The sequence below is a fragment of the Aeromonas sp. S19(2024) genome (assembly GCF_041402625.1).
GTDB lineage: Bacteria > Pseudomonadota > Gammaproteobacteria > Enterobacterales > Aeromonadaceae > Aeromonas > Aeromonas caviae.
In genome coordinates this window covers 53,231-76,411 of sequence record NZ_JBGLQU010000008.1, presented here as the reverse complement: position 1 = coordinate 76,411, position 23,181 = coordinate 53,231, and the positions used below count along the sequence as shown (strand labels likewise).

The 23,181-nt window shown below is 62.2% G+C and carries 31 protein-coding genes; 25 read left to right on the top strand and 6 right to left on the bottom strand.

Going from position 1 to position 23,181, the window contains the following annotated elements:
• Nucleotides 1-51: 51 nt before the first annotated feature.
• The 25 genes from ACB037_RS15820 (at nucleotide 52) to ACB037_RS15700 (ending at nucleotide 19,073) form a co-directional block, all read left to right on the top strand.
• Nucleotides 52-924 (top strand): GPO family capsid scaffolding protein, encoded by an 873-nt coding sequence (locus ACB037_RS15820; protein ID WP_371175559.1) that lies wholly within the window; start codon nucleotides 52-54, stop codon nucleotides 922-924.
• Between the two features lie 9 nt (nucleotides 925-933).
• A complete protein-coding gene (locus ACB037_RS15815) occupies nucleotides 934-1,983 on the top strand; it encodes a phage major capsid protein, P2 family (protein WP_323931895.1) in 1,050 nt (349 codons plus the stop codon).
• A 3-nt stretch (nucleotides 1,984-1,986) separates the two neighbouring features.
• Nucleotides 1,987-2,712, top strand: coding sequence for a terminase endonuclease subunit (locus ACB037_RS15810; RefSeq protein ID WP_342040562.1), 726 nt, complete (start codon nucleotides 1,987-1,989; stop codon nucleotides 2,710-2,712).
• 116 nt (nucleotides 2,713-2,828) lie between these two features.
• Nucleotides 2,829-3,290: a head completion/stabilization protein gene (locus ACB037_RS15805; RefSeq protein ID WP_371175558.1), complete on the top strand. Its 462-nt coding sequence runs from the start codon at nucleotides 2,829-2,831 to the stop codon at nucleotides 3,288-3,290.
• Nucleotides 3,287-3,799 (top strand): phage tail protein, encoded by a 513-nt coding sequence (locus ACB037_RS15800; RefSeq protein ID WP_342040560.1) that lies wholly within the window; start codon nucleotides 3,287-3,289, stop codon nucleotides 3,797-3,799. The genes ACB037_RS15805 and ACB037_RS15800 overlap by 4 nt, the downstream gene beginning before the upstream one ends.
• On the top strand, nucleotides 3,796-4,482 hold the full coding sequence (locus tag ACB037_RS15795) for a phage virion morphogenesis protein (RefSeq protein ID WP_342040559.1): 687 nt from the start codon (nucleotides 3,796-3,798) through the stop codon (nucleotides 4,480-4,482). The genes ACB037_RS15800 and ACB037_RS15795 overlap by 4 nt, the downstream gene beginning before the upstream one ends.
• A gap of 4 nt (nucleotides 4,483-4,486) precedes the next feature.
• Nucleotides 4,487-5,599 carry a DUF2586 domain-containing protein gene (locus tag ACB037_RS15790; RefSeq protein ID WP_371175557.1) on the top strand — a complete coding sequence of 371 codons (1,113 nt, stop codon included), beginning with the start codon at nucleotides 4,487-4,489 and terminating at the stop codon, nucleotides 5,597-5,599.
• A gap of 3 nt (nucleotides 5,600-5,602) precedes the next feature.
• A complete protein-coding gene (locus ACB037_RS15785; RefSeq protein ID WP_041214425.1) occupies nucleotides 5,603-6,058 on the top strand; it encodes a phage protein in 456 nt (151 codons plus the stop codon).
• Nucleotides 6,059-6,068: 10 nt separating this feature from the next.
• Nucleotides 6,069-6,278 (top strand): TraR/DksA family transcriptional regulator, encoded by a 210-nt coding sequence (locus ACB037_RS15780; protein WP_041214424.1) that lies wholly within the window; start codon nucleotides 6,069-6,071, stop codon nucleotides 6,276-6,278.
• A 23-nt stretch (nucleotides 6,279-6,301) separates the two neighbouring features.
• Nucleotides 6,302-6,628, top strand: coding sequence for a phage holin, lambda family (locus ACB037_RS15775; protein ID WP_039040942.1), 327 nt, complete (start codon nucleotides 6,302-6,304; stop codon nucleotides 6,626-6,628).
• A complete protein-coding gene (locus ACB037_RS15770; protein WP_201969119.1) occupies nucleotides 6,615-7,076 on the top strand; it encodes a glycoside hydrolase family 104 protein in 462 nt (153 codons plus the stop codon). The genes ACB037_RS15775 and ACB037_RS15770 overlap by 14 nt, the downstream gene beginning before the upstream one ends.
• Entirely contained in the window at nucleotides 7,073-7,507 is a 435-nt protein-coding gene (locus ACB037_RS15765) for a hypothetical protein (RefSeq protein ID WP_201969120.1), read from the top strand. Before ACB037_RS15770 ends, ACB037_RS15765 begins: the two co-directional genes overlap by 4 nt.
• Nucleotides 7,401-7,634, top strand: a complete 234-nt coding sequence (locus ACB037_RS15760; RefSeq protein WP_319894656.1) for a hypothetical protein — start codon at nucleotides 7,401-7,403, stop codon at nucleotides 7,632-7,634. The genes ACB037_RS15765 and ACB037_RS15760 overlap by 107 nt, the downstream gene beginning before the upstream one ends.
• Complete coding sequence (locus ACB037_RS15755) at nucleotides 7,631-7,891, top strand: putative phage tail assembly chaperone (RefSeq protein ID WP_041214418.1); 261 nt, start codon at nucleotides 7,631-7,633, stop codon at nucleotides 7,889-7,891. The genes ACB037_RS15760 and ACB037_RS15755 overlap by 4 nt, the downstream gene beginning before the upstream one ends.
• Nucleotides 7,892-7,932: 41 nt before the next feature.
• Nucleotides 7,933-8,076 (top strand): hypothetical protein, encoded by a 144-nt coding sequence (locus ACB037_RS15750; protein ID WP_015985417.1) that lies wholly within the window; start codon nucleotides 7,933-7,935, stop codon nucleotides 8,074-8,076.
• A 6-nt stretch (nucleotides 8,077-8,082) separates the two neighbouring features.
• Nucleotides 8,083-10,002: a phage tail tape measure protein gene (locus ACB037_RS15745; protein WP_371175556.1), complete on the top strand. Its 1,920-nt coding sequence runs from the start codon at nucleotides 8,083-8,085 to the stop codon at nucleotides 10,000-10,002.
• Nucleotides 10,002-10,325, top strand: a complete 324-nt coding sequence (locus ACB037_RS15740) for a DUF2590 family protein (protein WP_048207756.1) — start codon at nucleotides 10,002-10,004, stop codon at nucleotides 10,323-10,325. The genes ACB037_RS15745 and ACB037_RS15740 overlap by 1 nt, the downstream gene beginning before the upstream one ends.
• Complete coding sequence (locus ACB037_RS15735; RefSeq protein WP_371175555.1) at nucleotides 10,322-11,509, top strand: baseplate J/gp47 family protein; 1,188 nt, start codon at nucleotides 10,322-10,324, stop codon at nucleotides 11,507-11,509. The genes ACB037_RS15740 and ACB037_RS15735 overlap by 4 nt, the downstream gene beginning before the upstream one ends.
• Nucleotides 11,502-12,104: a phage tail protein gene (locus ACB037_RS15730; RefSeq protein ID WP_371175554.1), complete on the top strand. Its 603-nt coding sequence runs from the start codon at nucleotides 11,502-11,504 to the stop codon at nucleotides 12,102-12,104. Before ACB037_RS15735 ends, ACB037_RS15730 begins: the two co-directional genes overlap by 8 nt.
• A complete protein-coding gene (locus ACB037_RS15725) occupies nucleotides 12,101-14,143 on the top strand; it encodes a phage tail protein (RefSeq protein WP_371175553.1) in 2,043 nt (680 codons plus the stop codon). Before ACB037_RS15730 ends, ACB037_RS15725 begins: the two co-directional genes overlap by 4 nt.
• Nucleotides 14,143-14,568 (top strand): tail fiber assembly protein, encoded by a 426-nt coding sequence (locus ACB037_RS15720; RefSeq protein ID WP_371175552.1) that lies wholly within the window; start codon nucleotides 14,143-14,145, stop codon nucleotides 14,566-14,568. The genes ACB037_RS15725 and ACB037_RS15720 overlap by 1 nt, the downstream gene beginning before the upstream one ends.
• Complete coding sequence (locus tag ACB037_RS15715; RefSeq protein ID WP_371175551.1) at nucleotides 14,565-15,446, top strand: hypothetical protein; 882 nt, start codon at nucleotides 14,565-14,567, stop codon at nucleotides 15,444-15,446. Before ACB037_RS15720 ends, ACB037_RS15715 begins: the two co-directional genes overlap by 4 nt.
• Entirely contained in the window at nucleotides 15,443-15,991 is a 549-nt protein-coding gene (locus ACB037_RS15710; protein ID WP_371175550.1) for a hypothetical protein, read from the top strand. The genes ACB037_RS15715 and ACB037_RS15710 overlap by 4 nt, the downstream gene beginning before the upstream one ends.
• On the top strand, nucleotides 15,988-17,601 hold the full coding sequence (locus ACB037_RS15705; protein ID WP_371175549.1) for a hypothetical protein: 1,614 nt from the start codon (nucleotides 15,988-15,990) through the stop codon (nucleotides 17,599-17,601). The genes ACB037_RS15710 and ACB037_RS15705 overlap by 4 nt, the downstream gene beginning before the upstream one ends.
• Before the next feature lie 635 nt (nucleotides 17,602-18,236).
• The gene (locus tag ACB037_RS15700; protein WP_371175548.1) at nucleotides 18,237-19,073 is read left to right on the top strand and encodes a hypothetical protein; all 837 of its coding nucleotides are present in this window, start codon (nucleotides 18,237-18,239) and stop codon (nucleotides 19,071-19,073) included.
• A 99-nt stretch (nucleotides 19,074-19,172) separates the two neighbouring features.
• Here ACB037_RS15700 and nadS read toward each other — a convergent pair whose 3' ends face one another.
• From nadS to thrS, 6 genes are all read right to left on the bottom strand, one after another.
• Entirely contained in the window at nucleotides 19,173-19,457 is a 285-nt protein-coding gene (nadS, locus tag ACB037_RS15695; protein ID WP_113995677.1) for a NadS family protein, read from the bottom strand.
• Nucleotide 19,458: 1 nt separating this feature from the next.
• The gene (locus ACB037_RS15690; protein ID WP_113995678.1) at nucleotides 19,459-19,791 is read right to left on the bottom strand and encodes a type II toxin-antitoxin system RelE/ParE family toxin; all 333 of its coding nucleotides are present in this window, start codon (nucleotides 19,789-19,791) and stop codon (nucleotides 19,459-19,461) included.
• A gap of 250 nt (nucleotides 19,792-20,041) precedes the next feature.
• On the bottom strand, nucleotides 20,042-20,398 hold the full coding sequence (gene rplT / locus ACB037_RS15685; RefSeq protein WP_010674800.1) for a 50S ribosomal protein L20: 357 nt from the start codon (nucleotides 20,396-20,398) through the stop codon (nucleotides 20,042-20,044).
• A 15-nt stretch (nucleotides 20,399-20,413) separates the two neighbouring features.
• Nucleotides 20,414-20,611 (bottom strand): 50S ribosomal protein L35, encoded by a 198-nt coding sequence (rpmI, locus tag ACB037_RS15680; RefSeq protein WP_005300673.1) that lies wholly within the window; start codon nucleotides 20,609-20,611, stop codon nucleotides 20,414-20,416.
• An 86-nt stretch (nucleotides 20,612-20,697) separates the two neighbouring features.
• Nucleotides 20,698-21,228 (bottom strand): translation initiation factor IF-3, encoded by a 531-nt coding sequence (infC, locus tag ACB037_RS15675; protein ID WP_185219337.1) that lies wholly within the window; start codon nucleotides 21,226-21,228, stop codon nucleotides 20,698-20,700.
• Nucleotides 21,229-21,249: 21 nt separating this feature from the next.
• Nucleotides 21,250-23,178 carry a threonine--tRNA ligase gene (gene thrS / locus ACB037_RS15670; RefSeq protein ID WP_010674801.1) on the bottom strand — a complete coding sequence of 643 codons (1,929 nt, stop codon included), beginning with the start codon at nucleotides 23,176-23,178 and terminating at the stop codon, nucleotides 21,250-21,252.
• Nucleotides 23,179-23,181: the final 3 nt, after the last annotated feature.

Sequence of the window (23,181 nt, the reverse complement as noted above, 5' to 3'; positions counted from 1 at the left end):
AAACCCCCTTGCCGACCCGATAGCCTGAGCCCGCATCACTTGGGAGCAGGCATGAACGAATCAACCTTGAGAACTGGCTGGGTCTGTATCGCCACCGAAGGCAAAGCGGTGGACGGGCGGGACATTACCCGCGACTGGCTCACCGACATGGCCGAGACCTACGACCCGACCTATTACACCGCCGTCATCTGGCCCGATCACGATCGCTGGTCCAGCTACGGCACCGTGCAGGCCCTCAAGACCGAAGAGGTGGATGGCAAGCTCAAGCTGTTCGCTATCCTCTGCCCGAATCGGGATCTCATCTACTGGAACCAGAGCGGCCAGTATCAGTTCTGCTCCATCGAGCCCTTCGAGAACTTCGCCGATCTGGGCCGCACCTACCTGCTGGGCCTCGGCGTCACCGACCAGCCTGCCAGCACAGGCACCACCCATCTCAAGTTCAGCAACAGCAACAAGGGGCAGGTCATCGGCACCAGCGAGCCGCTGGATCTCTCCATGTTCAAGCTGCCCAAGCACGAGAAGGCCGACGGCCTGATCGCCAAGTTTTTCAGCTTCCTGGCCAGCCACGGCGAGCAAGCCCCCCAACCTACCCCCAGCCAACCCGAGGATGAGGAAATGACCAAAGAACAGTTCGATCAGATGCTGGGGGCCCTCAATGGCCTTGGCACCAAGATCGATGGCTTCAGCGCCAAGCTGGGCACCCACCCCGCGCCCGAGCAACCCGCCACCACAACCACCGAACCCGACAAGGGGGAAGAGAAGCCCGGCATCACCACCGAGCAGTTCAGCAAGCTGGAGCAGACCCTCGCCAGCCTGACCGACAAGTTCGGCGAGCTGAAAGGCCAGATCGACCAGTTCTCCGTCGAGAAGCCGGGCCAGCGCCCGGGCGCCCTCGGCGGTGACGATACCCCTGCAGTCTATTAAGGAGCGACCGTGAGCCAGACCCTTACCGTCCAGGCCATGCAGCGCCTGGAGCAATACAGCAATGCCCTGGCCAAGGCCTATGGCATCCCCGTCAACGCCCTGGCCAAACAGTTCAGCGTCACCGGCCCGGTGGAAACCGGCCTGCGCGCCGCCCTGCTCGCCTCCGTCGAGTTCCTCGGCCTCATCACCTGTCTGGACGTAGACCAGATCAAGGGTCAGGTGGTGCAAGTTGGCATCGGCAAGCTGTTCACCGGCCGTAAAAAGAACGGCCGCTTCAACGGCAAGATCGGCGTCGATGGCAACACCTACGAGCTGACCGAGACCGATTCGTGTGCCTCTCTGGACTGGGCGACCCTGTGCGTCTGGGCCAACGCCGGCAGCGAGGGCGAGTTCCTGCGCCTGGTAGGCGATTTCATCAACAAGGCGTTTGCCCTTGACATGCTGCGGGTCGGCTGGAACGGCGTGGAAGCGGCCGCCGATACCGATCCCGCCGAACACCCGCTGGGTGAAGACGTCAACAAAGGCTGGCACCAAATCGCCCGCGAGTGGAACGACGGCAGCCAGATCATCAAGGCCGAGGCCGGCAAGAAGATCTACTTCGACCCGGACGGCAAGGGGGATTACAAGACCCTGGACGAGATGGCCTCCGACCTCATCAACACCACCATCGATCCCCTGTTCCGCCAGGACCCGCGTCTGGTAGTGCTGGTCGGTACCGATCTGGTCGCCGCCGCCCAGGCCAAGCTCTACAGCGAGGCCACCAAGCCGAGCGAGCAGATCGCCGCCCAGAAGCTGGCCGAGTCCATCGCCGGGCGCCGTGCCTACATCCCGCCCTTCTTCCCGGGCAAGCGGATGGTGGTCACCACCCTGGACAACCTGCACATCTACACCCAGCGCGGCACCCGCAAGCGCAAGGCGGACGATAACCAGGACAAGAAGTGCTTCGATAACCAGTACTGGCGCATGGAAGGCTATGCCCTCGGCGAGCACTTGGCCTATGGCGGTTTTGAAGAGGCCGACATCGAGATCGGTGCCGCACCGGCAGCCCCCGAGGCCTAAGTCATGAGCTCACCCGGTCAACGCCACAAGCAGCGGGTTCACGCCGTGCAGGGGGCCCAGCAGGCCGCCAGCTCAGGCGTCGCCACCGGCGCGGTGGCCGACAGCCTGCACCTGCAGCTGATTGCCCTGGAGCAGGACATGGTCCGGTTGCGCAAGCTGGCCCGCATCGGCGACCGGGTGAACATGAAGCGCGACGAATTGATGCCCAAGTACCGCCCCTATGTGGAGCGCTATCTGGCCGCCGTCAGCGAGTCCGGCCAGCCCTATCAGAACGAGCTCTTCCAGCGCCTCATCATCTGGGCCTTCGATGTGGGCGACTTCGACGCCGGCATCGCCTGGGCGGATCTCGCCATCGCCCAGGGCCAACGCACCCCGACCAACATCAAGCGCGACTGGGCCCACTTCGTAGCCGACACCGTGCTGGAGTGGGCCGAGAAACAGGCGGCCGAGGGACATGCCGTCGAGCCCTGGTTCTCCCGGGTTTTCGATAAGGTGCGCAATGACTGGCGCCTCAACGAGCGGCTGACGGCCAAGTGGTTCAAGGCCGCGGGTTGCCTGCTGCTGCGCGACCACGACGGCCAGCCCCGCCCGAGCGCCGTGGGGGACAGCGCCACCCTGGAGCAGGCCGATCACTGGCTGGCCCAGGCCGACCAGCTGCACGGCAAGGTGGGCGTCGGCACCTTGCGCCAGAAGATTGCCATGCGCCTGCGGGCGCTCAATCCCGAATAACGAACCGACTCTCCGCGCCGTCGCACCCCGGCGCGAATGCCATGAGCAGCCTCTGGCTAACTCAGCGGCAATTGCGTGGCTTCAGGGGTGCACCCATTTAACCAGCGAGGCAAGCCATGTTTGCAGGCAAGGACATCGACTATAGCGCCGCCACCATCCGCAATGACGGGTTCTGGCCGGATGTGGCCGTCGCCGACTTTGAGCGCCGCCGTGCCCTGCCTGCCGATCTGGACCAGCAGACCACAGGCGCCGCCTTGCTGGCCGCCGTCTCTGAAATAAACCAGCAGCTCGCCAGCCACCAGGCCGCCCTTCAGGACAAGGGTTATGCCAGTGCAGCCGCCGTGCCGGGGCCCAGCTTGGAAGGTGGCACCAATGCCCTGACCGAACAGTATCTGGCCGCCGTCTTCGCCAGGGCCAAGGCGGCCTTGCTGCCGGAGTTCGCCAGCGTCACCGAGCGGGCCACCGCCAACAACCAGGTGGAGCGATCCCCGGACCAGCGCGCCCAGTTGCTGGCCGAGAGCCAGCAACTGGTGCGCAGCATCAAGGGCAAGCACCGGGCGGGAGTGTCGCTGATATGAACGAGCAGCAGGCCCAGGGCTACTTCCTGCAGGCGCTCCACGCCGAGTTGCTGCGGGTACTGCCGGCCAAGTGTCACAAGCGCCTGGATAGCTGGATGGAGAACGGCACCATCAAGCTCGAACCCAGGAACATGGGGCCCACCGGGGTGGATGTGGCCTGGCTCACCTATCAGGCGGTGTTCACCATCGAGCAACTGCCGTTTCGGGAGCTGGATCCGGCCATCCTGCTGGCGGCCGTCGCCGCTTGGGTGCAGGAGCACGACGAGGTCCGCGCGCAGCTCGACCTGCCCGATCCCGAGTACGCCGTCACCCCGAACGACGAGCAGACCGCCGATCTCGAGATCCAGCTCCCCTTCGCCGAGCCGCTGCGCCTCATCGAGCACCCGCAAGGGCCCATCAACTGGCTCGGCAAGCGCTGGAACGTGGCCCCCTATGACATCTGGGTGGCCGAACAGATTGACCTGAACGTGGGTGATACCGGCGATCACCAGGTGGGTGGCCTCTCATGATCACCATCACCCTGGACACCCGTCGCGGCAAAGACCAGCTCAACCTGCTGGCCCTGCCGCCCAAGCAGCGCAAGCGCCTGGTATGGCGCGCCGCCAACGAGATGAAGAAGCTGGCCACCCGTCACGTACGCCAGCAGCAAGATCCCAACGGCAATGCCTGGGCCCCTCGCAAGCGGGGCAAACGCAAGATGTTGCGCGGCCTGCCCAAGCTGCTGGTGATCCACGAGCCGCGCCAGGACGTGGCCGAGGTTGGGTTCAAGAAAGGCACCATGAGCGCCCACGCCGGGGTCATCGCCAACACCCACCAGAAGGGGCACACCTACAAGGTGACGGCCGCCAGTCGCCGACGCATCGCCCCCAGTGAAGGCGGCAAGCAGAAGCAGGCCACCAAGGCCCAGGCCCGCAAGTTGCGGGAGCTCGGGTTCAAGCGCCCCGGTCAGCGCAAGCGCTCATACCGCTCGGCCTCGCTCGGCTGGATAACCGGCCACCTCAACTACGCCCAGGCGGGGTTGCTCATCAAGAAGCTCAAGGACGAACCGGCGGCCGAGAGCTGGGAAATCCATCTGCCGGCGCGCCCGTTCCTGGGCGCCAATGCCAGGCAGCGGCAACAGGCCTTCGCCCGCGCCCTGCAGAGCATCGATTACGGATGGGACGTCAACAAGCAAGACATGAAGGGGAAATAACGGCATGTGGCCTTACGTACAGATCAACAACTTGAACCAGATGCAGGGGCCCGTGACCGAGGTCGAGCGCCACCTGCTGTTCATCGGCAGCGCTGCCAGCAACACCGGCAAGCTGCTCTCCCTCAACGCTCAATCTGACTTCGATCAGTTGCTCGGTACCGCGGACAGCGAGCTCAAGGCCAACCTGCTGGCCGCCCGCGATAACGCCGGCCAGAACTGGTCGGCGGCGGCCTATGTGCTGCCCACCGACAAGCCCTGGCTGGACGCGGCCCGCGACGCCCAGCAGACCCAGTCCTTTGAGGGGGTCGTGGTGCTGGGGCAAGAGTGGGACCAGGCGGCCATCAACGCCGCCCACGCCCTCAACCAGGAGCTGATCGCCAAATGGGGGCGCTGGCAGTTCATGCTGCTGGCCGTACCGGCCATCGCCGACGAACAGGACTGGTCCACTTACGAGGCCGAGCTGGCCACCCTGCAGGATGGCATCGCGGCGAGCTCGGTTTCCCTGATCCCGCAGCTTTGGCCAACCCTGGCCGGCGCCTATGCGGGCCGCCTGTGCAACCGGGCGGTGAGCATCGCCGACAGCCCCTGCCGGGTGAAGACCGGCGCCCTGGTGGGCCTTGGCAACAAGCCGGTGGACAAGGACGGGATCCCGCTGCCACTGGCCACCCTGCAGACCCTGGAGCAGAACCGTTACTCGGTGCCGATGTGGTACCCGGACTATGACGGGATCTACTGGGCCGATGGCCGCACCCTGGACGCCGAGGGTGGCGACTACCAGGTGATCGAAAACCTGCGTATTGCCTACAAAGTGGCGCGCCGGATGCGCCTGCGCGCCATCGCCCGCATCGGGGATCGCTCGTTCAACTCCACCCCGGGCAGCACCGCCGCCGCCATCACCTACTTCGGCAAGGATCTGCGCGAGATGGCCAAGGCCACCACCATCAACGGCCAGCCGTTCCCGGGCGACATCGCCTCCCCCCAGGATGGCGACATCCGCATCCAGTGGGTCGCCAAGAACCTGGTCTCGGTGTTTGTGGTGGTGCGTACCGTGGACTGCCCCAAGGGGATCACCGTCAACATCATGCTCGATTTGAGCCTCAACAATGGGGAGAGCTAACCCATGACCCGTCGAATTTCTGGTGCCAGCTTTGACACCACCCTCCTGGGGGCCATGGTCCACGTCGAAAAGGCCAGCCTCTCCATCACCGACAACAGCGCCGTGGCACAAACCCGGGGGATCCCGGATGGCTTCGTCGATGGCGATGTCGCCGCCGAGCTGGAGTTCGAGCTCGATACCAAGAACTTCTCGCAATTGGCCGACGCCGCCAAACGGGCGGGGAGCTGGCGCGGGATGGAGCCGGACGATGTGCTGTTCTACGCCGACACCGGCACCGAGACCATGAAGGTGGAGGCATTCGGGGTGAAGCTGCTGGTCTCCGACCTGCTCGACATCGATCCCAAGGGGGGCAGCAAGAGCGTGCACAAGGTGAAAGGCTTTGTGACCTCCCCCGACTTCGTTCACCTCAACGGCGTGCCTTACCTCTCCAAGGAAGACACCCGCCACCTGCTGGGTTAAGGAGGGACGCTTGGACGACATCGACCGCGCCAACCACCACGCCGCCCGCATGCTGGCGGTCCAACTGGCCAACCAGGTGGGCAAGGGGCACTACCAGGGGGAGAGCCTGCACCAGTGCGAAGAGTGCGACGACGACATCCCCGAGGGACGCCGCCGCCATGTGCCGGGGGTACGCCTGTGCGCCCCCTGCCAGACCCGCCTTGAACGGTTGGCCCGCTAACCAGAGCTACGGACATGAACCACATGCCTCACAAAGACCCGACCCTCGCCACCGCCCTGCTGGCCTGGCTGATGGACAACTGGCCCGCCGTCTATGGGGCCCTGCTGGCGCTGGCCATCGCCTTCCTGCGCATCACCTACGCCGGTGGGCGGGGTCGCCGCCGGCTGATTGAATCCCTGCTGTGCGGCCTTATCACCCTGGCGGCCGCCACCGGGACCCACCTGCTCGGGATCCCCCAGGAGGCCACCCCCTTCCTAGGCGGCGTGGTGGGGCTGCTTGGGATCGACATCATCCGCGACAGGGCGGCCCTGATGTTTAGCAAGAAGGAGGACAACAATGCCGCGCAGTGACTGCCATCCCCAGATGGCCGCCTTTCTCGACCTGATCGCCTATGCCGAGGGCACCAAGGGGCTGGGCGACGATGGTTACAACAAGCTGGTCAACCCGGCCGGGTTCTTCGGCGATTACAGCACCCATCCCAATGTGTCTGTCATCGTCCGCCCAGGACTGGTCAGCACTGCAGCCGGGCGCTACCAGCATTTGTCCAGGCATTGGCGGCATTACCAACTGTTGCTCGGCCTACCGGACTTTGGCCCCGTCTCCCAGGACACCTGGGCTATCCAGCTTATCCGTGAGCGCAAGGCACTGGATGACGTGATCAAGGGACGTATTCCACAGGCGATCAGCAAGTGCGCCAACATCTGGGCCAGCCTGCCCGGCGCAGGCTACGGCCAGCGCGAGCACAAGCTGGCGGATCTGCTGGCCAAGTTCACCGAGTTTGGCGGGGTGCTGGCATGAGCACGCTCATCCGGTTGTTGCCGACCCTGATCGGGTTGGTGATCGGCTGCTTGCTGTTTGCTCAGGGGGAGCGGCTCACCCAGCGCACCCGGGAGCTCGCCACCGCCAACGAGACCATTGCCACCCTGCGAGAGGCCAACGACCAGATGGGCAGTGTGCTCAAGACGCTGCGACAAGAAGACAGCGCCCTGCGCCAACTGCTCGCCCATCAGAACGCGGCGTTGGCCGAACTCGACAACCAGAACAGGAAGACAGCCAATGACCTGCAACAAGCCCTGGCCACACCGCCGGCGGGCCGTCCGGATTGCGCTCGCGAGCCTTTGCCTGCTGGCGCTCTGCGCCTGCTCCAGCCAGCCCACAACCGTGGTGCAAACCCGGGTGGTCAAGCGGCTGCCGCCGCCGGGACTGGTGCCCCACTGCCCGGAGCCTGAATTCACGGGGAGCACCTACGGCGACGCCGTGCGGTTTATCCCCACCCTGCAGATGGCGCTGCGCCGCTGCCAAACCCAGATCACCACCCTGAACCACTGGATAACCCAAGAGGACACGACCCCATGAGCAAGACCCTGACCCTGACTGTGGCCGGTACCGACATCAGCTTTGAACCGACCATGACCGCCTACAACGGCTTCATCAACGACATGATGCCGAGCGACAAGGTGGCGCCGGCCCACAACTACCTCAAGAAGATCGTCTGCCAGGAGAGCAAGGCCGCGCTGGACGAGCTGCTCAAGCGCCCGGGCGCCGCCCTGCAGTTGGCGGGAGCCATTAACGAGCAGTTCGCCCCCACCCTGGAGATCACCGTAAAAAACTGACCGCGCGCGCCGAGGCCATCGAGCGCAACCAACTGGAGCAGGTGCTGGCGCTGCGGCGCTACTACCTGCCCCACGAAGAGGACGATCTCGACAGCCTGGCTCGCGCCATCTGGTTAGACAAACAGCACCGAGAGTCCAACGCCGCCGCCGTGGCCGAGGGCATTGCCAAAGCACTAAACGGGTAACGACTGATGGCCTGGATGGAAAAATTGATGATGCAGGTGGCCCTGGTTGACCAGGTCACCAAGCCCCTTGCTGGCATCAATGCCCAGATGGACAAGGTCAGCAAGGCGGGCCGCCAGGGCTGGAGCAACATGGCCATGGGGGCCACCACCCTGGCCGCCGGCGGGCTGGCGGTGCAGGCGGCCCTGGGGCCCGCCATCGAGATGGACAGGGCCCTCTCCGAGGTGGCCTCCCTCGATGTGCAAAAGGACGTGCTCGGCGCGCTCGGCCGCGAAGCCCTCAAGCTGTCCGTGCAGTATGGCAACTCGGCCACGGAGATTGTCCGCTCCTCCTACGACATCCAGTCCGCCATCGCCGGGCTGGAGGGCAACGAGTTGCCCGCCTTCACCCGCGCCTCGACCGTCCTTGCAAAGGCCACCAAGGCCGACACCGCCACCATCACCAACTACATGGGCACCATGTACGGTATCTTCGAGCAGCAGGCCAAGAGAATGGGCAAGGCCAACTGGGTGGAGGATGTGGCCGGCAAGACGGCGCTCGCGGTGCAACTGTTCAAGACTACCGGTCAGGGCATGGCCGATGCCTTTGGGGCCATCGGTGCCAACGCCACGGCGGCCGGGGTGTCGATGGATGAGCAGTTCGCTGTGCTGGGCCAACTGCAGGCCACCATGGGCGGCGGCGAAGCCGGGACCAAGTTCAAGGCGTTCCTGGCCGGGGTGGGCAGTGCCCAGAAGGCGCTCGGCATGAAGTTCACCGACGCGGCGGGCAACATGCTGCCGGTGCTCACCATCCTCGACAAACTCAAGGCCCGCTATGGCGAGACCCTGAGCGTGGCCGAGGGGGACGAGCTCAAAAAGGCGTTTGGCTCGGATGAGGCGGTGGCCATGGTCAAACTTCTGATGACCAACACCAAGGCCCTTTCCACCAACATCAATGCCCTGGCCAACACCCACGGCATGGGCAAGGCCGAGCAGATGGCCGCCTCTATGACCGACCAGTGGGAGCGGGTGACGCAAGGATGGTACGCCATCCGGGCCGCCGCCTTTGGGGTGGTGCTACCGGCCATCAACAAGGTGGTCGGGGTCTTTGCCGATGGGGCCGACACCGTGCTGCGCTGGACCTACCTCTTCCCGAACCTCACTAGGGTGGTGAGCTATGCCCTGCTCGCCATCGTGGGCCTTAGCATGGTGACCGGTGCCTGGCTGCTGCTCGCCGGGCTGGCGAAGATGACCACTCTCGGGCTCGGCATCGCCTGGTCGCTTCTGATCGCCCCGCTCAACCTGCTCAAGGCCGGACTGGTTGCCTTTCGCGCCATTCTACTGGCCGTCAACATCGCCATGTATGCCAACCCCATCGGCCTGATCATTGCCGGGATAGTGCTGCTGATCGGCGCTGTCACAGCGGTCATCTACTACTGGGATGACCTCAAGAAGACCCTGGCGGATTCGGGCGTGTTCAACGCCATCCAGAGCATGATCGACGGAGCCGCCGCTGGCTGGGCCAGCTTCATGCAGCTACTCGGCAACCTGAGCCCCTTCCAGTTGCTGGGGCGGGCGGTGGACTGGCTGATCGAGAAGCTCAACCTGATCCCGGGGGTCAATATCGAGCTCGGCGGCATGCCGGACCTGCAGATGCCCGCGCTCACCCCGCTGACCCTCCCGGTCATGCCGGGGACGGTCAGCGCCCCCATGGCGGCAGAGCAACAACAGGCCTCGATCACCGCTCCCCTCGCCCGCTACCGTCAGCCGGAGCAGAGCAAGGTGCCAACGGGCGGACTGGGCCAGCAGTTGATCCAGGCCAACGCGGCCGCGAGCGCTGCCAACCAGAAGCCCGCCAAGTCCCTGCACATCGGCGAGGTGCACATCACCAACCAGAACCCCATGAGCCCGGAGCAACTAGCCGAAAACGCCTGGCTGGAGACCAAGTGATGAGCGAACCCAAGTACATCGACATCCTGGTGGTGAACGGCGCCTGGCAGCTCGATGCCGGCGGCCAGCCCCGCACCACCCAGGACCGGCACAGCATCGGTCAGGACATCAAGCACCGCATCATGGAATCCGGACTCGCCCGCAAGCTCATCGGCGAGCGCAGCCCGACCCTGCGCAGCGACGTGATGACCGAGATTGAGCTGCTGGTTGAAGACGACGAGCGGCTGGTACCCGGCACCATCTTCATCAGCGAAGAGGCCCCCGACCGGGTGTTGGTCACTGCCCGCACCTATGAATTCGGCGAACTGGAGGTAACCCTGTGAACCTGCGCCCGACCGTGGACTTTATGGCCCTGCTGGCCGAGGCCGGCGTGCCGACCACCGAGGCGGCCATGGAGGCCGAGCTCAAAAAGGAGGTGGTGGCCGCTGGCTCCCTCATCACCAACGACAGCGACGTGAGTCCGTTCTGGCGGCTGGTGCGCGGCGTGGTCATCAGCCCGGCCCTCTGGCTTATCCGCACCCTGCTGGCGGGCCACGTGCTGCCCAACACCTTTGCGGCGACCGCCACCGATGCCTATCTCGACCTCAAGGCCTGGGATGTGGATCTCACCCGCAAGGCGGCCCAGAAGACCCGGGGCCTGGTCAATTTCGTGAAAGCCAACCCGAGCGATGCCGTCACCATCCCGGCCGACATCTGGGTCACCACCGAGCGCATCAACGGCACCATCTATCGCCTGCGCCCCCTGCAGGCGGTGGTGAGCCCCGCCGGGGAAGCGGTGGCCCGGGTGGTATGCGAGGCCGAACTCGCTGGCGCAGCCTGGAACCTGGCCCCGGGATATTACAACCTGCTGAGCGAACCGGTGACCGGCATCCTCTCGGCCCGCAACGATGACAAGGAGTGGATCACCACCCAGGGCAGCGACGTCGAGAGCAACGACGCGCTCGGCCTGCGCATCCAGAACCAGTTTTCGGCGGTGGGGCGCTACCACATCGACGCGATTTACCGATCCATGCTGGCGAGCGTCGCGGGGATCCGTGCCGATCACATCTTCTTCGAGCACGACGCCCCGCGGGGACCCGGTACCGCCAACGCTTACATCCTGCTGGAGGTGGGTGCCACCCCGGCCAGCCTCATCAACCAGCTCAACGACTACGTGGGCCGCCAGGGCAACCATGGCCATGGGGATGATCTTTTCGTGATGAGCATCCCTGAAACCCAGCACAGCCTCACCCTGGCGCTCTGGCCGCAAGCCAACCTCAGCGACGAGCAAAAGGCCGCGCTCAAAGCCGGCGCCGAGAATCTGGTCAGGGCGGCGTTTCGCCAGTCGGCAGACTTCCCGGCCGTCACCCGCACCTGGCCACGCTCGCGCTTCTCGCTCTCCCAGCTTGCCCGCGAGCTGCACAGCCAGTTCCCGCAGCTCCAGAGCCTGCGCTTTGGCGAGAGTGACATCGTCGCAGGGCTGGCCATCCCACGATTGAAGACGCTGACGGTGACCCTGCATGACTGACCCGACCCCCCTTGAGCACGAGCGGCAGGCGCCAGTGCTACCCAATGCCAGCGCCCCCTGGTGGGAAGATGGCTACACCATCAGCCCGGCCCATGCCGAGCCGGGTTTCCTGGCAAAGGGCATCAACGCCTTCTGGCAACGGCTCAAGGGCTGGTTGCTGCTGCCGCTGGCCCAGCAAGACCCGCTGACTTGCTCGGAGTCTTTGCTGGCCCTGCTCGCCTGGGAGCGGGACATCACCCGTTTCAACGGCGAGCCGATTGAGCTCTTTCGCAAGCGGGTCAGGTTCGCCTTTGTGAACGCCCGGGACGCCGGCGAAGTGGCGGGCTTTAAGCGCATCTTCGAGCGCCTTGGCATCGGCTGGTGTGACATCCACGAACGCCAGGCCGGCACGCCCTGGGACGTCATCACCATCGAGGTGACCGACGGCGCCATCGCCAGCAACCAGCAGTTGATGGAAACCCTCATCCAACACTATGGCCGCACCTGCCGCCGCTACCGCTTCCAGGTGGTTTACCCGGTCACCGCCACCCTGCGCACCGGTCGCATCGACATGAACCAGCAGGTGTTCGGCGCATCACTCAAGAGGACCCCATGAGCCAGATCATTACCAACGCTTTCGCCAGCTACCTGCAGGCGAGCCTCGCCAACCAGACGCAGGTGGTGCTCGATGAGTTCGTGCTGGCCAACATCCCGGGCCTGGACCCGAACAAACCGATAAGCCCGGATCTTGGCTTGCCACCGGCGGGCCAGATTGTGCATCGCCGCGCTGTCGATCAGCGCGGGCGCATCAACAACGACGCGGTGGCCTACACCATCGTGATGGACACCACTGTCGGCGATTTCAGCTTCAATGCCCTGTACCTCATCAACAAGGCCAGCGGTATGGTGGGGATGATTGTGCACAAGGGGCTGGAGACCAAACTCAAGACCAATGAGGCCACCGGCCAGACCGGCAACAGCCTGGTCAAGTCCATGCTGATGGAGTACGACCGAGCAAGCGAGGCCACCGCCACTCACGTGGACGCCAGTACCTGGCAGATTGACTATGCCGCCCGCCTGCGCGGGATGGACGACGACCTGCGCCTGCAGGCGCTGCAGTTCTTCGGGCCGGCCACCTTCTACGGCGACGGCTTCAAGCTGGTGAACGAATCCGGCGTCTACAAGGTGCAGCCCGGGGTGGCCTATGTGGGCGGCCTGCGCGCCCAGCTCGACGAGGTCAGGAAAATCACCCCAGGTGCCAAGCCGGTGGGGCTCTGGCTCGACATCTACCGGGCGGGCTCCCTGCTCAATGCCTGGGTGAATCACTTCACCCTCACCCTGAGCGTGCCGGCCCTTACCGACTATGTGGACGGCAACGGCAATCAGCACCATGTGGCCAAGGTCGCCATCATCAACAGCGACGGCAGCGTCACCGACCTGCGCCGCAAGCGCACCATCGAGCTCTCCGGGGATGTGACTGGCAAAGGGATCCTTGAGGATGCCCAGGGTGTCAACATCGTGGTGGAGGTCAAGGACAACAGCCACAGCCATCTGATGGATAACGTGGTGGGATTAACGCAAGCGCTCGCCAGCAAGCTCGATGTCAGCGGCTACAAAGCCCGCCGCGACATGTTGAGCAACAACGGGACTGCCTTTGGCGTCACCTACAACAAGGATATGAACACCTGCGCTGCCGGGGAGTTCGGGTTATACGAAAAGGCCCGCAGCCAAAACGCCCCCCCTACAGCAAGCAAGCATTTTTACTGCGAGACCAAGCGCATCTATTCGGTAGAGGCCTTGCTCCAGGTCGCCTGGCCTTACGACGGGGATGGCGTGCTGACCATGCGCAACTACAGCATGAACACTTTAAGCTGGAGCCCGTGGCGCGAGATCTTCGATACCGGACATCAGCCGACCATCCAGGAAGTCGAAGGCCTGCAGCAAGCGCTGAACGGTCTATCTCCCACCTCTCACTCGCACCCGGGTTCTTGGCTAAACCCCATCAACCTGGGAACCGAAGACCTCGACACCCTGAAAGAACCCAAGGTGTATGCCCAGCATGCCAACGCCAACACCTCCCCCGCACGCCATTACCCGGAAAACAGCGCGGGGGCACTCATCGTCAGCTACGGTGCTGGCCCCCAGCAGACCTACCTGGTCTACAACTCCAGCCGGGTCTGGCGCAGGGCGCAATACAGTACCGGTGCCTGGACACCCTGGACCCGGGATTACAACACCGGCAACAAACCCACGCTGGCAGAGCTCGGTGCGGCTGCAGCGAGCCACTCGCACCCCTGGTCACAACTGACCGGGATCCCGGCCTATGCATCGCGCTGGCCCAGTTGGGGAGAAGTTACCGGCAAGCCCGGCACCATGCCGCCATCAGCCCACACCCACCCCGCGGCCCAGGGCAACGCCGACATTGTCGCGAGCAGCTACGGGCAGGTGGGCACCTATGTGTTGGCGTCCAACGTCTCCGGTGCGACCAAGGGGATCGGCGCCACGGTGTCTGGGTCCAGCCTAGTCCCCGCCTCGGCAGGGGAACGGCACCAGGATGGCGCCAGCCTGGCAGGTACCTGGAAATGCCTCGGTTACTCAGTTGGCTCGGGTGGCCCCTTCGATACCCGCATCACGCTCTGGATAAGGATTGCCTGATGGAGATCATCACCGCCAAAAACGTCATCGCCTATACCAGTCAACCGGATAGCCTGGACATGGAGGTGGCCTTTGCCCACCTGCCCGGCCAGTTCGTCACCTTTACCGCCCGCAAGGACGACTCGGCCGAGCATGGGCGCGAGCTCTATGTGCGCGCCATGTTTGGCGAGTTCGGCGAGATCCGCACGCTGGCCCAGCCCGAGTACCTCCCGTGCGAAGCCGAACTGCAGCGCAAACTCGATGCCCTGCAGGCTGAGGCCACCCTGCACATCGCGCCCCTGCAGGACGCCAAAGAGCTGAAGCTGGCCACCCCGCAAGAGCAGGCCAAGCTGGAAGCCCTGCAACGCTATCGCATCGCCTTGATGCGCCTGCCGCAAAGCGAGGGCTGGCCAAGCTCGGTCACTTGGCCGGAGATGCCCCAATGAGTTGGGTACAGGGGGCGCTGCGCTGGCCCGCCAGTGCCGGCAGCATACACACCCGCGCCTGGGAGGTACTGGTGCAGCTTCCAGCGAGACAGGCGAGCGCCATGGACCGACTGCAGGGAGTGGCCGCGCTGACCCAGTATCGGCGCCACCCGCTTAGCGAGGCGGCCGGGGGCTTGGCCGGTCTTCGGGCCGATCTCGATCGGCTGCTGGTGAATGGCCACTGCCTTACCGTCACCCCCTACCTGCACGGGGTGGGCCAACAACAGGGCAACCAGCATCATCTGTCCGCCCCCAACGCGGTGGCGACCCTGGCCGCCAAGCTGCAGGATGGCGCCGACCCACGCCTGCCCAGCGGGCAGCAGCATGCCCTCGCCTGGCTGGTGACCGGCAACAGCGCCGAGGACCTGGCCCGGCAGTTGGCGCACCTCTGCGCCCTGCTGCCACTGCCGGAGTGGTGCGCCACGCTGCGCCGCCTCACGGCCAGCAACGACACCATGCATCAGCCCACCGCCGCCAGGGTGCCACGCTGGCGCGCTGGGGAGCCCCTTTGCTGGGCACCGCTGCGCCCTGCCCGGGCGGTACTTGGCGCAGAGCTGGCGCAACTGGAGAGCCTCTCCCGGGATAGCCAGAGCCCCATCGACAAGCTGCAGGGGCTCGCCGTGCGCCGCACCGCCCGCCTCGATGCCCTGGCAACCGCCCTGGCCGAACTTGGCAAGCTGTCCGGCACGCTCTGGCACTGGCAAGGCCAGGGGGATGCGGCGAGCCTCGCCACCCAACTCGGGCAGAGCACGCCCCCCGACCACAGCATGAGCATGACGGTCGCTGCCCTGCTGCTTTCCCCCTCCCCACTCACTTTCTGGCAGGAGTTGACCCCATGAGCCAAGCCATGCTGACCCTGGATGGCGAACCCATCATCATGAAGTCGATGCGGGTGTCCGCATCGATGCAGTTTCAGGACAAGGACCAGAGCGGGCAGACCAGCTCGACCAGCAGTGCCGAGCAAGGCGCGAAGGCCAAGGAGCTCGACGTCTCGGGTCTTATCCCGTTCAAGGAGGAGCGCATGTTGAGCCGGCTGTTTGAGTTGGCCGATGCCAAGGGCAACGGCGGCAAACGCCACATCTACCGGGTCGGCTCGCTGCTGGCCAAGTCGGTGAAGGTGCGCCAGGCGAGGTTCGCTGGGCGCATCACCGCAAGCGAACAGGAGGGGCTGCTCGCCTGGCAAGTGCAGTTCACCTTGAAGGAATTCAACTCAGTGCCGGAGAAGCGCGAGCAGCGCCTGCCCAAGCAAGCCCCGACCGTGGGCCAGGGCACTGCAAACACCACCGCCGCCAAGCCCGGCAGCAAAGGAACCGGGGACGAAGCGCCAGAGCTCAGCAGCTTCGAGCGCTACGTACTCCAACCGATGGATGACATGCTGGCATGAAACTGACCACCTCACTGACCCTCGCCGGCCAGCCGATGCACCTCATCGACCATGATCTGGTGCTGGACCTCAACGCCGGCGGCCGTGCCGCCCTCACCATCGGGGGCTCTGCTCTCAAGGGGCAGATCTTCACCCTGGACACTGGCTATAACGGCGACTTGCGGCGCTGGTTCACGGGCTACGTGTACGACGTACAGCCCGCCGCCAACGGTGCCAGCAAGCTGTTGTGCAGGGAGCTCGCCGGTGCCCTGGGATCCCGCCTCCCCGTCAGCCAGCAGCATGCCACCCTGCGCGGCCTGCTGGCCTGGCTGACCGACCGCTGCGGGCTCACCTTCCTGCTGCCCCAGGGGGCAGACTACACCGACCGACCGATCCCCAACTTCACCAGCGCCGGCACCGGCTATCAGTTGCTCGATAACGCCGGGCGCGCCTTCGAGGTGCCGGATTTTGTCTGGTACCAGCAACCGGATGGCGCCATCTACGTGGGGAGCCACGTCCATAGCCGCTGGCATGGCAAAGAAGTGACGCTCGATCCCGCCTGGTCAGGGCGCCAGGCAGGCGACACCCTCACTCTGTCGCCGGTGCCGGCCATCCGGCCCGGGGCCATCATCAACGGCAAGCGGGTGATGCGGGTACGTCTCAAGGGCGATGAAATGACCCTGACCACGGCGACACCCGGCAAACCGGTGAAGTCGCCGGAGCGGCGCAAGATGGAGGGCGAGTTCCCGGAGTTGGCTGACAAGATGCACCTGCCCAAGTTCGGGCGGGTCGAGGCAGTGAGCGATCAGGCCACTGCCGGCCAGCGCAATGATCCTTTTCGCCCACGCTATGCGGTGGATGTGCAACTGCTGGGCGAGGATGGTCAGCCGGACAAGGCTGCCCCACTGTATCGGACTGTACCGCTCCCGGTGCTGTTCGGCGGGCAGGAGCAGGGCCTGTTGCAGTTCCCCATCGAGGGGACCCTGGTTGAGCTGGGGTTCGCCTTCGGTCGGGCCGACCGGCCCTTTATCCGCACCGTGCTCGGCAGCGGCTGGGCTTTACCCGATATCGTCCCGGGCGAGCAACTGCAGCAGCAACGGGCCGAGGTGTTCAGCCGCATCGATACCGTGGGGAACCTCTACTGCCACACCGACCGCCGCCTGCACGACCAGGCCCTGCATATGCACCACCAAAGCGATGACTACCTGGGGGACCATGGCCAGCATCGGCTGCAGGTGGCGCAGCACAGCGTCGAGGAGGTTGGCGGGTTCAAGCTCATCGAGGCGCTGGGGGCCATCGAGCTGCTCGCCGGGGACGATCTCACCTTGGGGAGCCTCGGCAATATGAGCCAGACCACGGCCGGGGATCTGGTCGAGGTGGTGGGACAACTGCGCCGGGCGGTCGCCGGCGAACTGCAGCACCTGGAAGCGCCCCGCTCCTGGGTGGGGACAGATAGCGTGAACATCTTCTGGCTGCTGCTGCAACTGATGAACGTGGTAGAGCAACTGGCCGCCGCCACGGCTGGCCATACCCACGGCAGCGGACCCGCACCAGGGAACAGTGCAGCCATGACGGAACATGGCCAACAAGCCAAGCAACTGGCCAGCTCCCTCTCCCCCATCATCGAGTAACTCGCCAAGCGAAGAAGGCCCCACAATGTGGGGCCTTCTTCTTGTCTGCCTGACAGCGCCTGAGCATGACCAGGGAAGGGCGCCGCATGAAGAGGCGCCATCGGGCAGCGCTGCATCATACGTGAAGCCTGCGCACACTCACAGCCTCCTGTTGCCCCACGGAAACGCCCACGGCCGCGTCTGCGCCACGGAATCCGCGCTCATCCGCTCCCGCCTGCGGGGTTCATCAAGAAAAATTTTTGCAAAAGTGGATTACCGCAAAACCATAGGCTCAGGGCCCGCCAGACAAAGGATCTGCGGCGTGATGAGGATCTGAAAGGAAGGATCTTTTTTGCAGAGATTTCCAGTTTGGATGAGAGCAATGTAACAATGATGAGAGCGTAACCCATTGAAAATATTGGGTTAGCCTAACTTTTCGTGACTGTTTGAATGATCGGGCAGGATCTGTCGGTTTACTTCTAAATGACTAAAAACCATTTTTTTTATATGGTTAAGTGATCCCCGTTATGTTTTGGAAACTGAAAAATTGAAGACTCGCGCCATATATTCCAATCGCTCACACACATTTTCATCCGTCATAGGAACGGTACAATGATGGACATGTTTGAAGCTCACAATGTCTTACGTAGGGACACATGAAGAAGAGAAAAGAGATTAACTGGGTACGCTGGCGCTGGTTAAGGCAGCACCTTAAACATTTGAGACAGTCACCGCAACCAGATGAACCACAAGCCAGGATAGCAGACTTTCTGACGATAATATTCGCAGCTATCCCGCTCATTACCGCAGGGATCTACATAACCGGAATGGCGTATCACCTTGGCGAATGCTTTGTTAATGGACTGGATCCGTTGGAATTTCCATGGCCTGCTGATTACACCCTAGCTTGGGGTTATTTTCAGTTGCTTGATGCTATCAGGGTGTATGTCTGGCCTGCGGGTGATTACATTATCTTCGCAATGCTCTTGTTTATAGTGTGGTACCTCTGGATTGAGCTACGTCTGGCATTAGCGTGGTTTTGTCATCGCTGCACATTGCCACTTTCTAGAACTCAAAAGATAAGACTCCGAAAGATGCTCCGTAGAAGAGTGAGCGTACCTACTCCAAGATTTTTCTTCTTGTTTACTTGGTTTAAGATCATCTATGACCGATTTGCGATTTTGGTGGTGCCGTCGCTACTTGTTTTCTTACTTGTAATGTATAGCTTCAGCGAGGGCAAAGTGGCTGCCACTGAACAAGCAGAGAGGTTAGAACGCGGTCAGTTGACTGCAAAGGAAACCACAACAGTTCATTCTCCTCTTCTAGATCAAATTCCACATATCCGCCTCATGTGCAATACCGTCCACTGTGCCTATCTCTTAAAAGGGGGATTAGTTCAGCTCGTGCGCCACGATCAGGTCGAACAGGTGACTTGGATGGTCCCCAAAGACACCCCAGATAAATCGTCGAAAGAAAGCAGCAAAGAGAAATAACACAGCTCAAAAAAGTGATGATTCTTTATGTCCTTCAACAGCTGACCAAAAAGAAGGCCCCAATATATGGAGCCTTCTTCTAGTTGCGTGGTACCCAAGTCAGTGAGCCGCCAACTCACGAAAAAGGTCTGGCTTATCCTGGATAAGCCCCAACACTTTGGCAGCCAATCCCGTTGGATTGCGGCGTCGGGTTTCCCAGCTTTTGACCGTATCCACACTCGTTCCCAGTGCTTGAGCAAACTCCTGTTGCGATACCTTGAGGGCCAGGCGGATGGCCTTGACGTCAGCGACCTCGTATTTGGTCCGTGCAGCAGGCTCTACGCGACCCTGCTTGATCTCGACAGCCTCTTCCAGGGAAGCCTTCAGTTCGTCAAACATGTTCATATCAAACCTCCCCTTTCAGTAACGTGGTCAATTTTTTCAGCTCTGCCTTTTCTGCAGCAGTGAGACTCTCTTTCTCACTCTTCGCATACGCCAGTACCAGGTAAATCGTCTCTACGGTTGCCAAGAAGTAGATCACCCTGGCACTACCGCTTTTCCCTTGCTGGCCTGTTGCCATGCGAACTTTTCGCAAGCCACCAGTACCTTGGATCAAGTCGCCTTTCTCTGGCTGGGCAATCAGCTCGACTTGCAGTGCTCTGAGCTCATCGTCTGTCGCTAAGGCTTTTATCTGTCTGGTGAAGATAGACGTCTCAATAAATTCAATCGCGTGACTCACGCATCACTCACTCTGAGCATTCATCATGGTGTACATAGTACACATCACGAGTCAGCGAGGCAACATGGCCATTCTGGCTGTGCCCCCCCCTTCCGCCAATGCGTCCACCAGGCTCTCAGGCTCCGATGACATCGAGTCAAATAAATGGGGCAATATGTGGACACTAAAAACAAAAAATCCATATAAAACAGCTAATTACAGATACAAAAAAGGAGGCCTGAGCCTCCTTTATTTTTATAACAGAGCTGGATTAGACCAGAGCTGCTTTAGCTTTTTCAACCAGGGCGGTGAAAGCCAGCTTGTCGTGAACGGCGATATCGGACAGGATCTTGCGATCGATCTCGATGGAAGCCTTCTTCAGACCGTCGATCAGACGGCTGTAGGACAGGCCGTTCTGACGGGCTGCAGCGTTGATACGTGCAATCCACAGTTGACGGAACTGACGCTTCTTCTGGCGACGGTCACGGTAGGCATACTGACCAGCTTTGGTTACCGCTTGTACCGCTACGCGGTAGACACGGGAACGGGCGCCGTAGTAACCCTTGGCGGCTTTCATTACTTTCTTGTGACGAGCGCGAGCGGTCACACCACGTTTAACTCTTGGCATTTTTCACATCCCCCCTTATGCGTACGGCAGACAAGCGACAACACGTTTGTGGTCGGCAGCGGAAACAAAGAACTTCGGTCCCAGCTGACGCTTACGCTTGCTGCTCTTCTTGGTCAGGATGTGACGCAGGTGGTTGTGCTTGCACTTGAAGCGACCTGAGCCAGTCTTCTTGAAGCGCTTTGCGGCGCCCCGGTTGGTTTTCATCTTCGGCATTTCATACTCCGCATTGTGAGTGACAACAAAATCGCAAGGCGAACCGACTCATGGGGCCAGCCCCATGAGTCAATTTCTTGTGGGCCTTAAGATTTCTTCTTGGGTGCGAGGACCATCACAGCTTGACGGCCTTCGACTTTCGGGAACGATTCGACTACGGCCAGCTCTTCCAGATCGTTCTTGACGCGCTCGAGAACCTTGATACCAAGATCCTGGTGGGCCATTTCACGACCACGGAAGCGCAGAGTGACCTTTGCCTTGTCCCCGTCTTCCAGAAAGCGAACCAGGTTGCGTAGTTTTACCTGATAGTCGCCTTCGTCTGTGCCAGGACGGAATTTGATTTCCTTGACCTGGACGACTTTCTGCTTTTTCTTCTGTTCTTTGGTGGTCTTGCTCTTTTCGTAGAGGAATTTGCCGTAATCCATGATCCGGCAAACGGGCGGCTCAGCGTTCGGACTGATCTCGACCAGATCCACTCCGGCCTCAAGGGCCAAGTTCAGGGCATCCTGGATGGAGGTGATGCCAATGGCTTCACCATCCAGACCAGTCAGACGAACTTCTTTCAGACGGATCTCTTCATTGATCCGGTGAGCGCGGGCTTGCGGTTGCTTGCCCAGTTTTTTTCCGCCTTTTATAGCTTATTCCTCCACTTTCTTTTGTCCGCGGGTCTGAACTTCCTGGGTCAACAGAGCAATCAGCTCTTCAACAGGATAAGAGCCCAGGTCAGCCCCTTTACGAGTACGCACTGCAATCTTGCCGGCTTCTACTTCTTTGTCGCCGCAGACCAGCATGAAGGGTACTCGCTTCAAAGTATGCTCGCGGATTTTAAAGCCAATCTTCTCATTTCTCAAGTCCGCTTTTGCGCGAAGGCCCGCATCATTCAATGCCTTGGCAACTTTCACCGCATAATCGGCCTGGTTATCCGTGATATTCATGACCACGGCCTGGGTCGGAGCCAGCCAGGTCGGGAACAGACCGGCGTACTCTTCCGTCAGGATCCCGATGAAGCGCTCCAGCGAGCCCAGAATGGCGCGGTGGATCATCACGGGGATGTGGCGCTCGTTGTCTTCGCCCACATAGGTGGCGCCAAGACGGCCCGGCAGGGCAAAGTCGAGCTGCACGGTACCACACTGCCAGGCACGATCAAGGCAATCGTGCAGGGTGAACTCGATCTTGGGACCGTAGAAAGCCCCCTCGCCCGGTTGCAGGTCGTACTTCAGGCCGTTGAGTTCCAACGCCTCGGCCAGCGCGGCCTCGGCACGATCCCAGGCTTCGTCGGAGCCGATACGCTGCTCCGGACGGGTCGAGAGCTTGACCACGATGTTTTCGAAACCGAAGGTACCGTAGACGTCATAGACCATGCGGATGCACGCAGACACCTCTTCCATGATCTGCTCTTCGGTACAGAAGATGTGGGCGTCATCCTGGGTGAAACCCCGTACCCGCATCAGGCCGTGCAGGGAGCCTGACGGCTCGTTGCGGTGGCAGGAGCCGAACTCGGCCATGCGCAACGGCAGATCGCGGTAGGATTTCAGACCCTGGTTGAAAATCTGCACGTGACCCGGGCAGTTCATCGGCTTGATGGCGTACTCGCGGTTTTCGGACTGGGTGGTGAACATGGCCTGGGCGTATTTCTCCCAGTGACCTGAACGCTCCCACAGCACGCGATCCATCATGAAGGGGCCTTTCACTTCCTGATAGTCGTACTCTTTGAGCTTGCCACGGATGAAGGTTTCCAGCTCGCGGAAAATGGTCCAGCCGTCGTTGTGCCAGAACACCATGCCCGGCGCTTCTTCCTGCATGTGGTACAGGTCGAGCTGCTTGCCGATCTTGCGGTGGTCGCGCTTGGCGGCCTCTTCCAGACGCTGCAGATAGGCCTTGAGCTGCTTCTTGTCGGCCCAGGCGGTGCCGTAGATGCGCTGCAGCATCTTGTTGTTGGAGTCGCCGCGCCAGTAGGCGCCGGACATCTTCTGCAACTTGAAGTGGTGGCAATGACGCATGTTGGGCACGTGCGGGCCGCGACACATGTCGATGTACTCTTCGTGATGATACAGACCGGGCTGGTCATCACGGGCAATGTTCTGATCCAGGATCTCGACCTTGTAGGTCTCGCCACGGGCTTCGAACACGTCGCGCGCTTCCTGCCAGGAGACCTTCTTCTTGATGACGTCGTAATCCTTGGCGGCCAGCGCCAGCATGCGCTCTTCCAGGGCAGCCAGATCTTCGTCGGTCAGGGTGCGGTCGAGATCGATGTCGTAGTAGAAACCGTTGTCGATGACGGGACCGATGGCCATCTTGGTCTGGGGCCAGAGTTGCTTGATGGCATGACCCAGCAGGTGAGCACAGGAGTGGCGCAGAATGTCCAGACCTTCTTCGTCTTTGGCGGTGATGATGGCCAGGGAGGCATCGGCTTCGATCAGCTCGCAGGCATCCACCAGTTCACCGTTTACCCGACCGGCAATGCACGCCTTGGCGAGACCGGGACCGATGTCCGCGGCCACATCCATAACGGAAACGGCGTGGGCAAATTGACGTTGGCTGCCGTCAGGCAGAGTAATGATTGGCATTAG

What these genes read in the sequence shown, in the direction of transcription:
- ACB037_RS15795 (WP_342040559.1), top strand. Translation starts at nt 3,796, where the DNA reads ATGATCACCATCACCCTGGACACCCGTCGCGGCAAAGACCAGCTCAAC.
- ACB037_RS15705 (WP_371175549.1), top strand. Translation starts at nt 15,988, where the DNA reads ATGAAACTGACCACCTCACTGACCCTCGCCGGCCAGCCGATGCACCTC.
- ACB037_RS15725 (WP_371175553.1), top strand. Translation starts at nt 12,101, where the DNA reads ATGAGCCAGATCATTACCAACGCTTTCGCCAGCTACCTGCAGGCGAGC.
- ACB037_RS15800 (WP_342040560.1), top strand. Translation starts at nt 3,287, where the DNA reads ATGAACGAGCAGCAGGCCCAGGGCTACTTCCTGCAGGCGCTCCACGCC.
- ACB037_RS15810 (WP_342040562.1), top strand. Translation starts at nt 1,987, where the DNA reads ATGAGCTCACCCGGTCAACGCCACAAGCAGCGGGTTCACGCCGTGCAG.
- ACB037_RS15755 (WP_041214418.1), top strand. Translation starts at nt 7,631, where the DNA reads ATGAGCAAGACCCTGACCCTGACTGTGGCCGGTACCGACATCAGCTTT.
- ACB037_RS15715 (WP_371175551.1), top strand. Translation starts at nt 14,565, where the DNA reads ATGAGTTGGGTACAGGGGGCGCTGCGCTGGCCCGCCAGTGCCGGCAGC.
- ACB037_RS15700 (WP_371175548.1), top strand. Translation starts at nt 18,237, where the DNA reads ATGAAGAAGAGAAAAGAGATTAACTGGGTACGCTGGCGCTGGTTAAGG.
- rplT (WP_010674800.1), bottom strand. Translation starts at nt 20,398, where the DNA reads ATGCCAAGAGTTAAACGTGGTGTGACCGCTCGCGCTCGTCACAAGAAA.
- ACB037_RS15720 (WP_371175552.1), top strand. Translation starts at nt 14,143, where the DNA reads ATGGAGATCATCACCGCCAAAAACGTCATCGCCTATACCAGTCAACCG.
- ACB037_RS15775 (WP_039040942.1), top strand. Translation starts at nt 6,302, where the DNA reads ATGCCTCACAAAGACCCGACCCTCGCCACCGCCCTGCTGGCCTGGCTG.
- ACB037_RS15730 (WP_371175554.1), top strand. Translation starts at nt 11,502, where the DNA reads ATGACTGACCCGACCCCCCTTGAGCACGAGCGGCAGGCGCCAGTGCTA.
- ACB037_RS15770 (WP_201969119.1), top strand. Translation starts at nt 6,615, where the DNA reads ATGCCGCGCAGTGACTGCCATCCCCAGATGGCCGCCTTTCTCGACCTG.
- ACB037_RS15805 (WP_371175558.1), top strand. Translation starts at nt 2,829, where the DNA reads ATGTTTGCAGGCAAGGACATCGACTATAGCGCCGCCACCATCCGCAAT.
- ACB037_RS15790 (WP_371175557.1), top strand. Translation starts at nt 4,487, where the DNA reads ATGTGGCCTTACGTACAGATCAACAACTTGAACCAGATGCAGGGGCCC.
- ACB037_RS15785 (WP_041214425.1), top strand. Translation starts at nt 5,603, where the DNA reads ATGACCCGTCGAATTTCTGGTGCCAGCTTTGACACCACCCTCCTGGGG.
- thrS (WP_010674801.1), bottom strand. Translation starts at nt 23,178, where the DNA reads ATGCCAATCATTACTCTGCCTGACGGCAGCCAACGTCAATTTGCCCAC.
- rpmI (WP_005300673.1), bottom strand. Translation starts at nt 20,611, where the DNA reads ATGCCGAAGATGAAAACCAACCGGGGCGCCGCAAAGCGCTTCAAGAAG.
- ACB037_RS15820 (WP_371175559.1), top strand. Translation starts at nt 52, where the DNA reads ATGAACGAATCAACCTTGAGAACTGGCTGGGTCTGTATCGCCACCGAA.
- ACB037_RS15765 (WP_201969120.1), top strand. Translation starts at nt 7,073, where the DNA reads ATGAGCACGCTCATCCGGTTGTTGCCGACCCTGATCGGGTTGGTGATC.
- nadS (WP_113995677.1), bottom strand. Translation starts at nt 19,457, where the DNA reads ATGAACATGTTTGACGAACTGAAGGCTTCCCTGGAAGAGGCTGTCGAG.
- ACB037_RS15740 (WP_048207756.1), top strand. Translation starts at nt 10,002, where the DNA reads ATGAGCGAACCCAAGTACATCGACATCCTGGTGGTGAACGGCGCCTGG.
- ACB037_RS15710 (WP_371175550.1), top strand. Translation starts at nt 15,443, where the DNA reads ATGAGCCAAGCCATGCTGACCCTGGATGGCGAACCCATCATCATGAAG.
- ACB037_RS15745 (WP_371175556.1), top strand. Translation starts at nt 8,083, where the DNA reads ATGGCCTGGATGGAAAAATTGATGATGCAGGTGGCCCTGGTTGACCAG.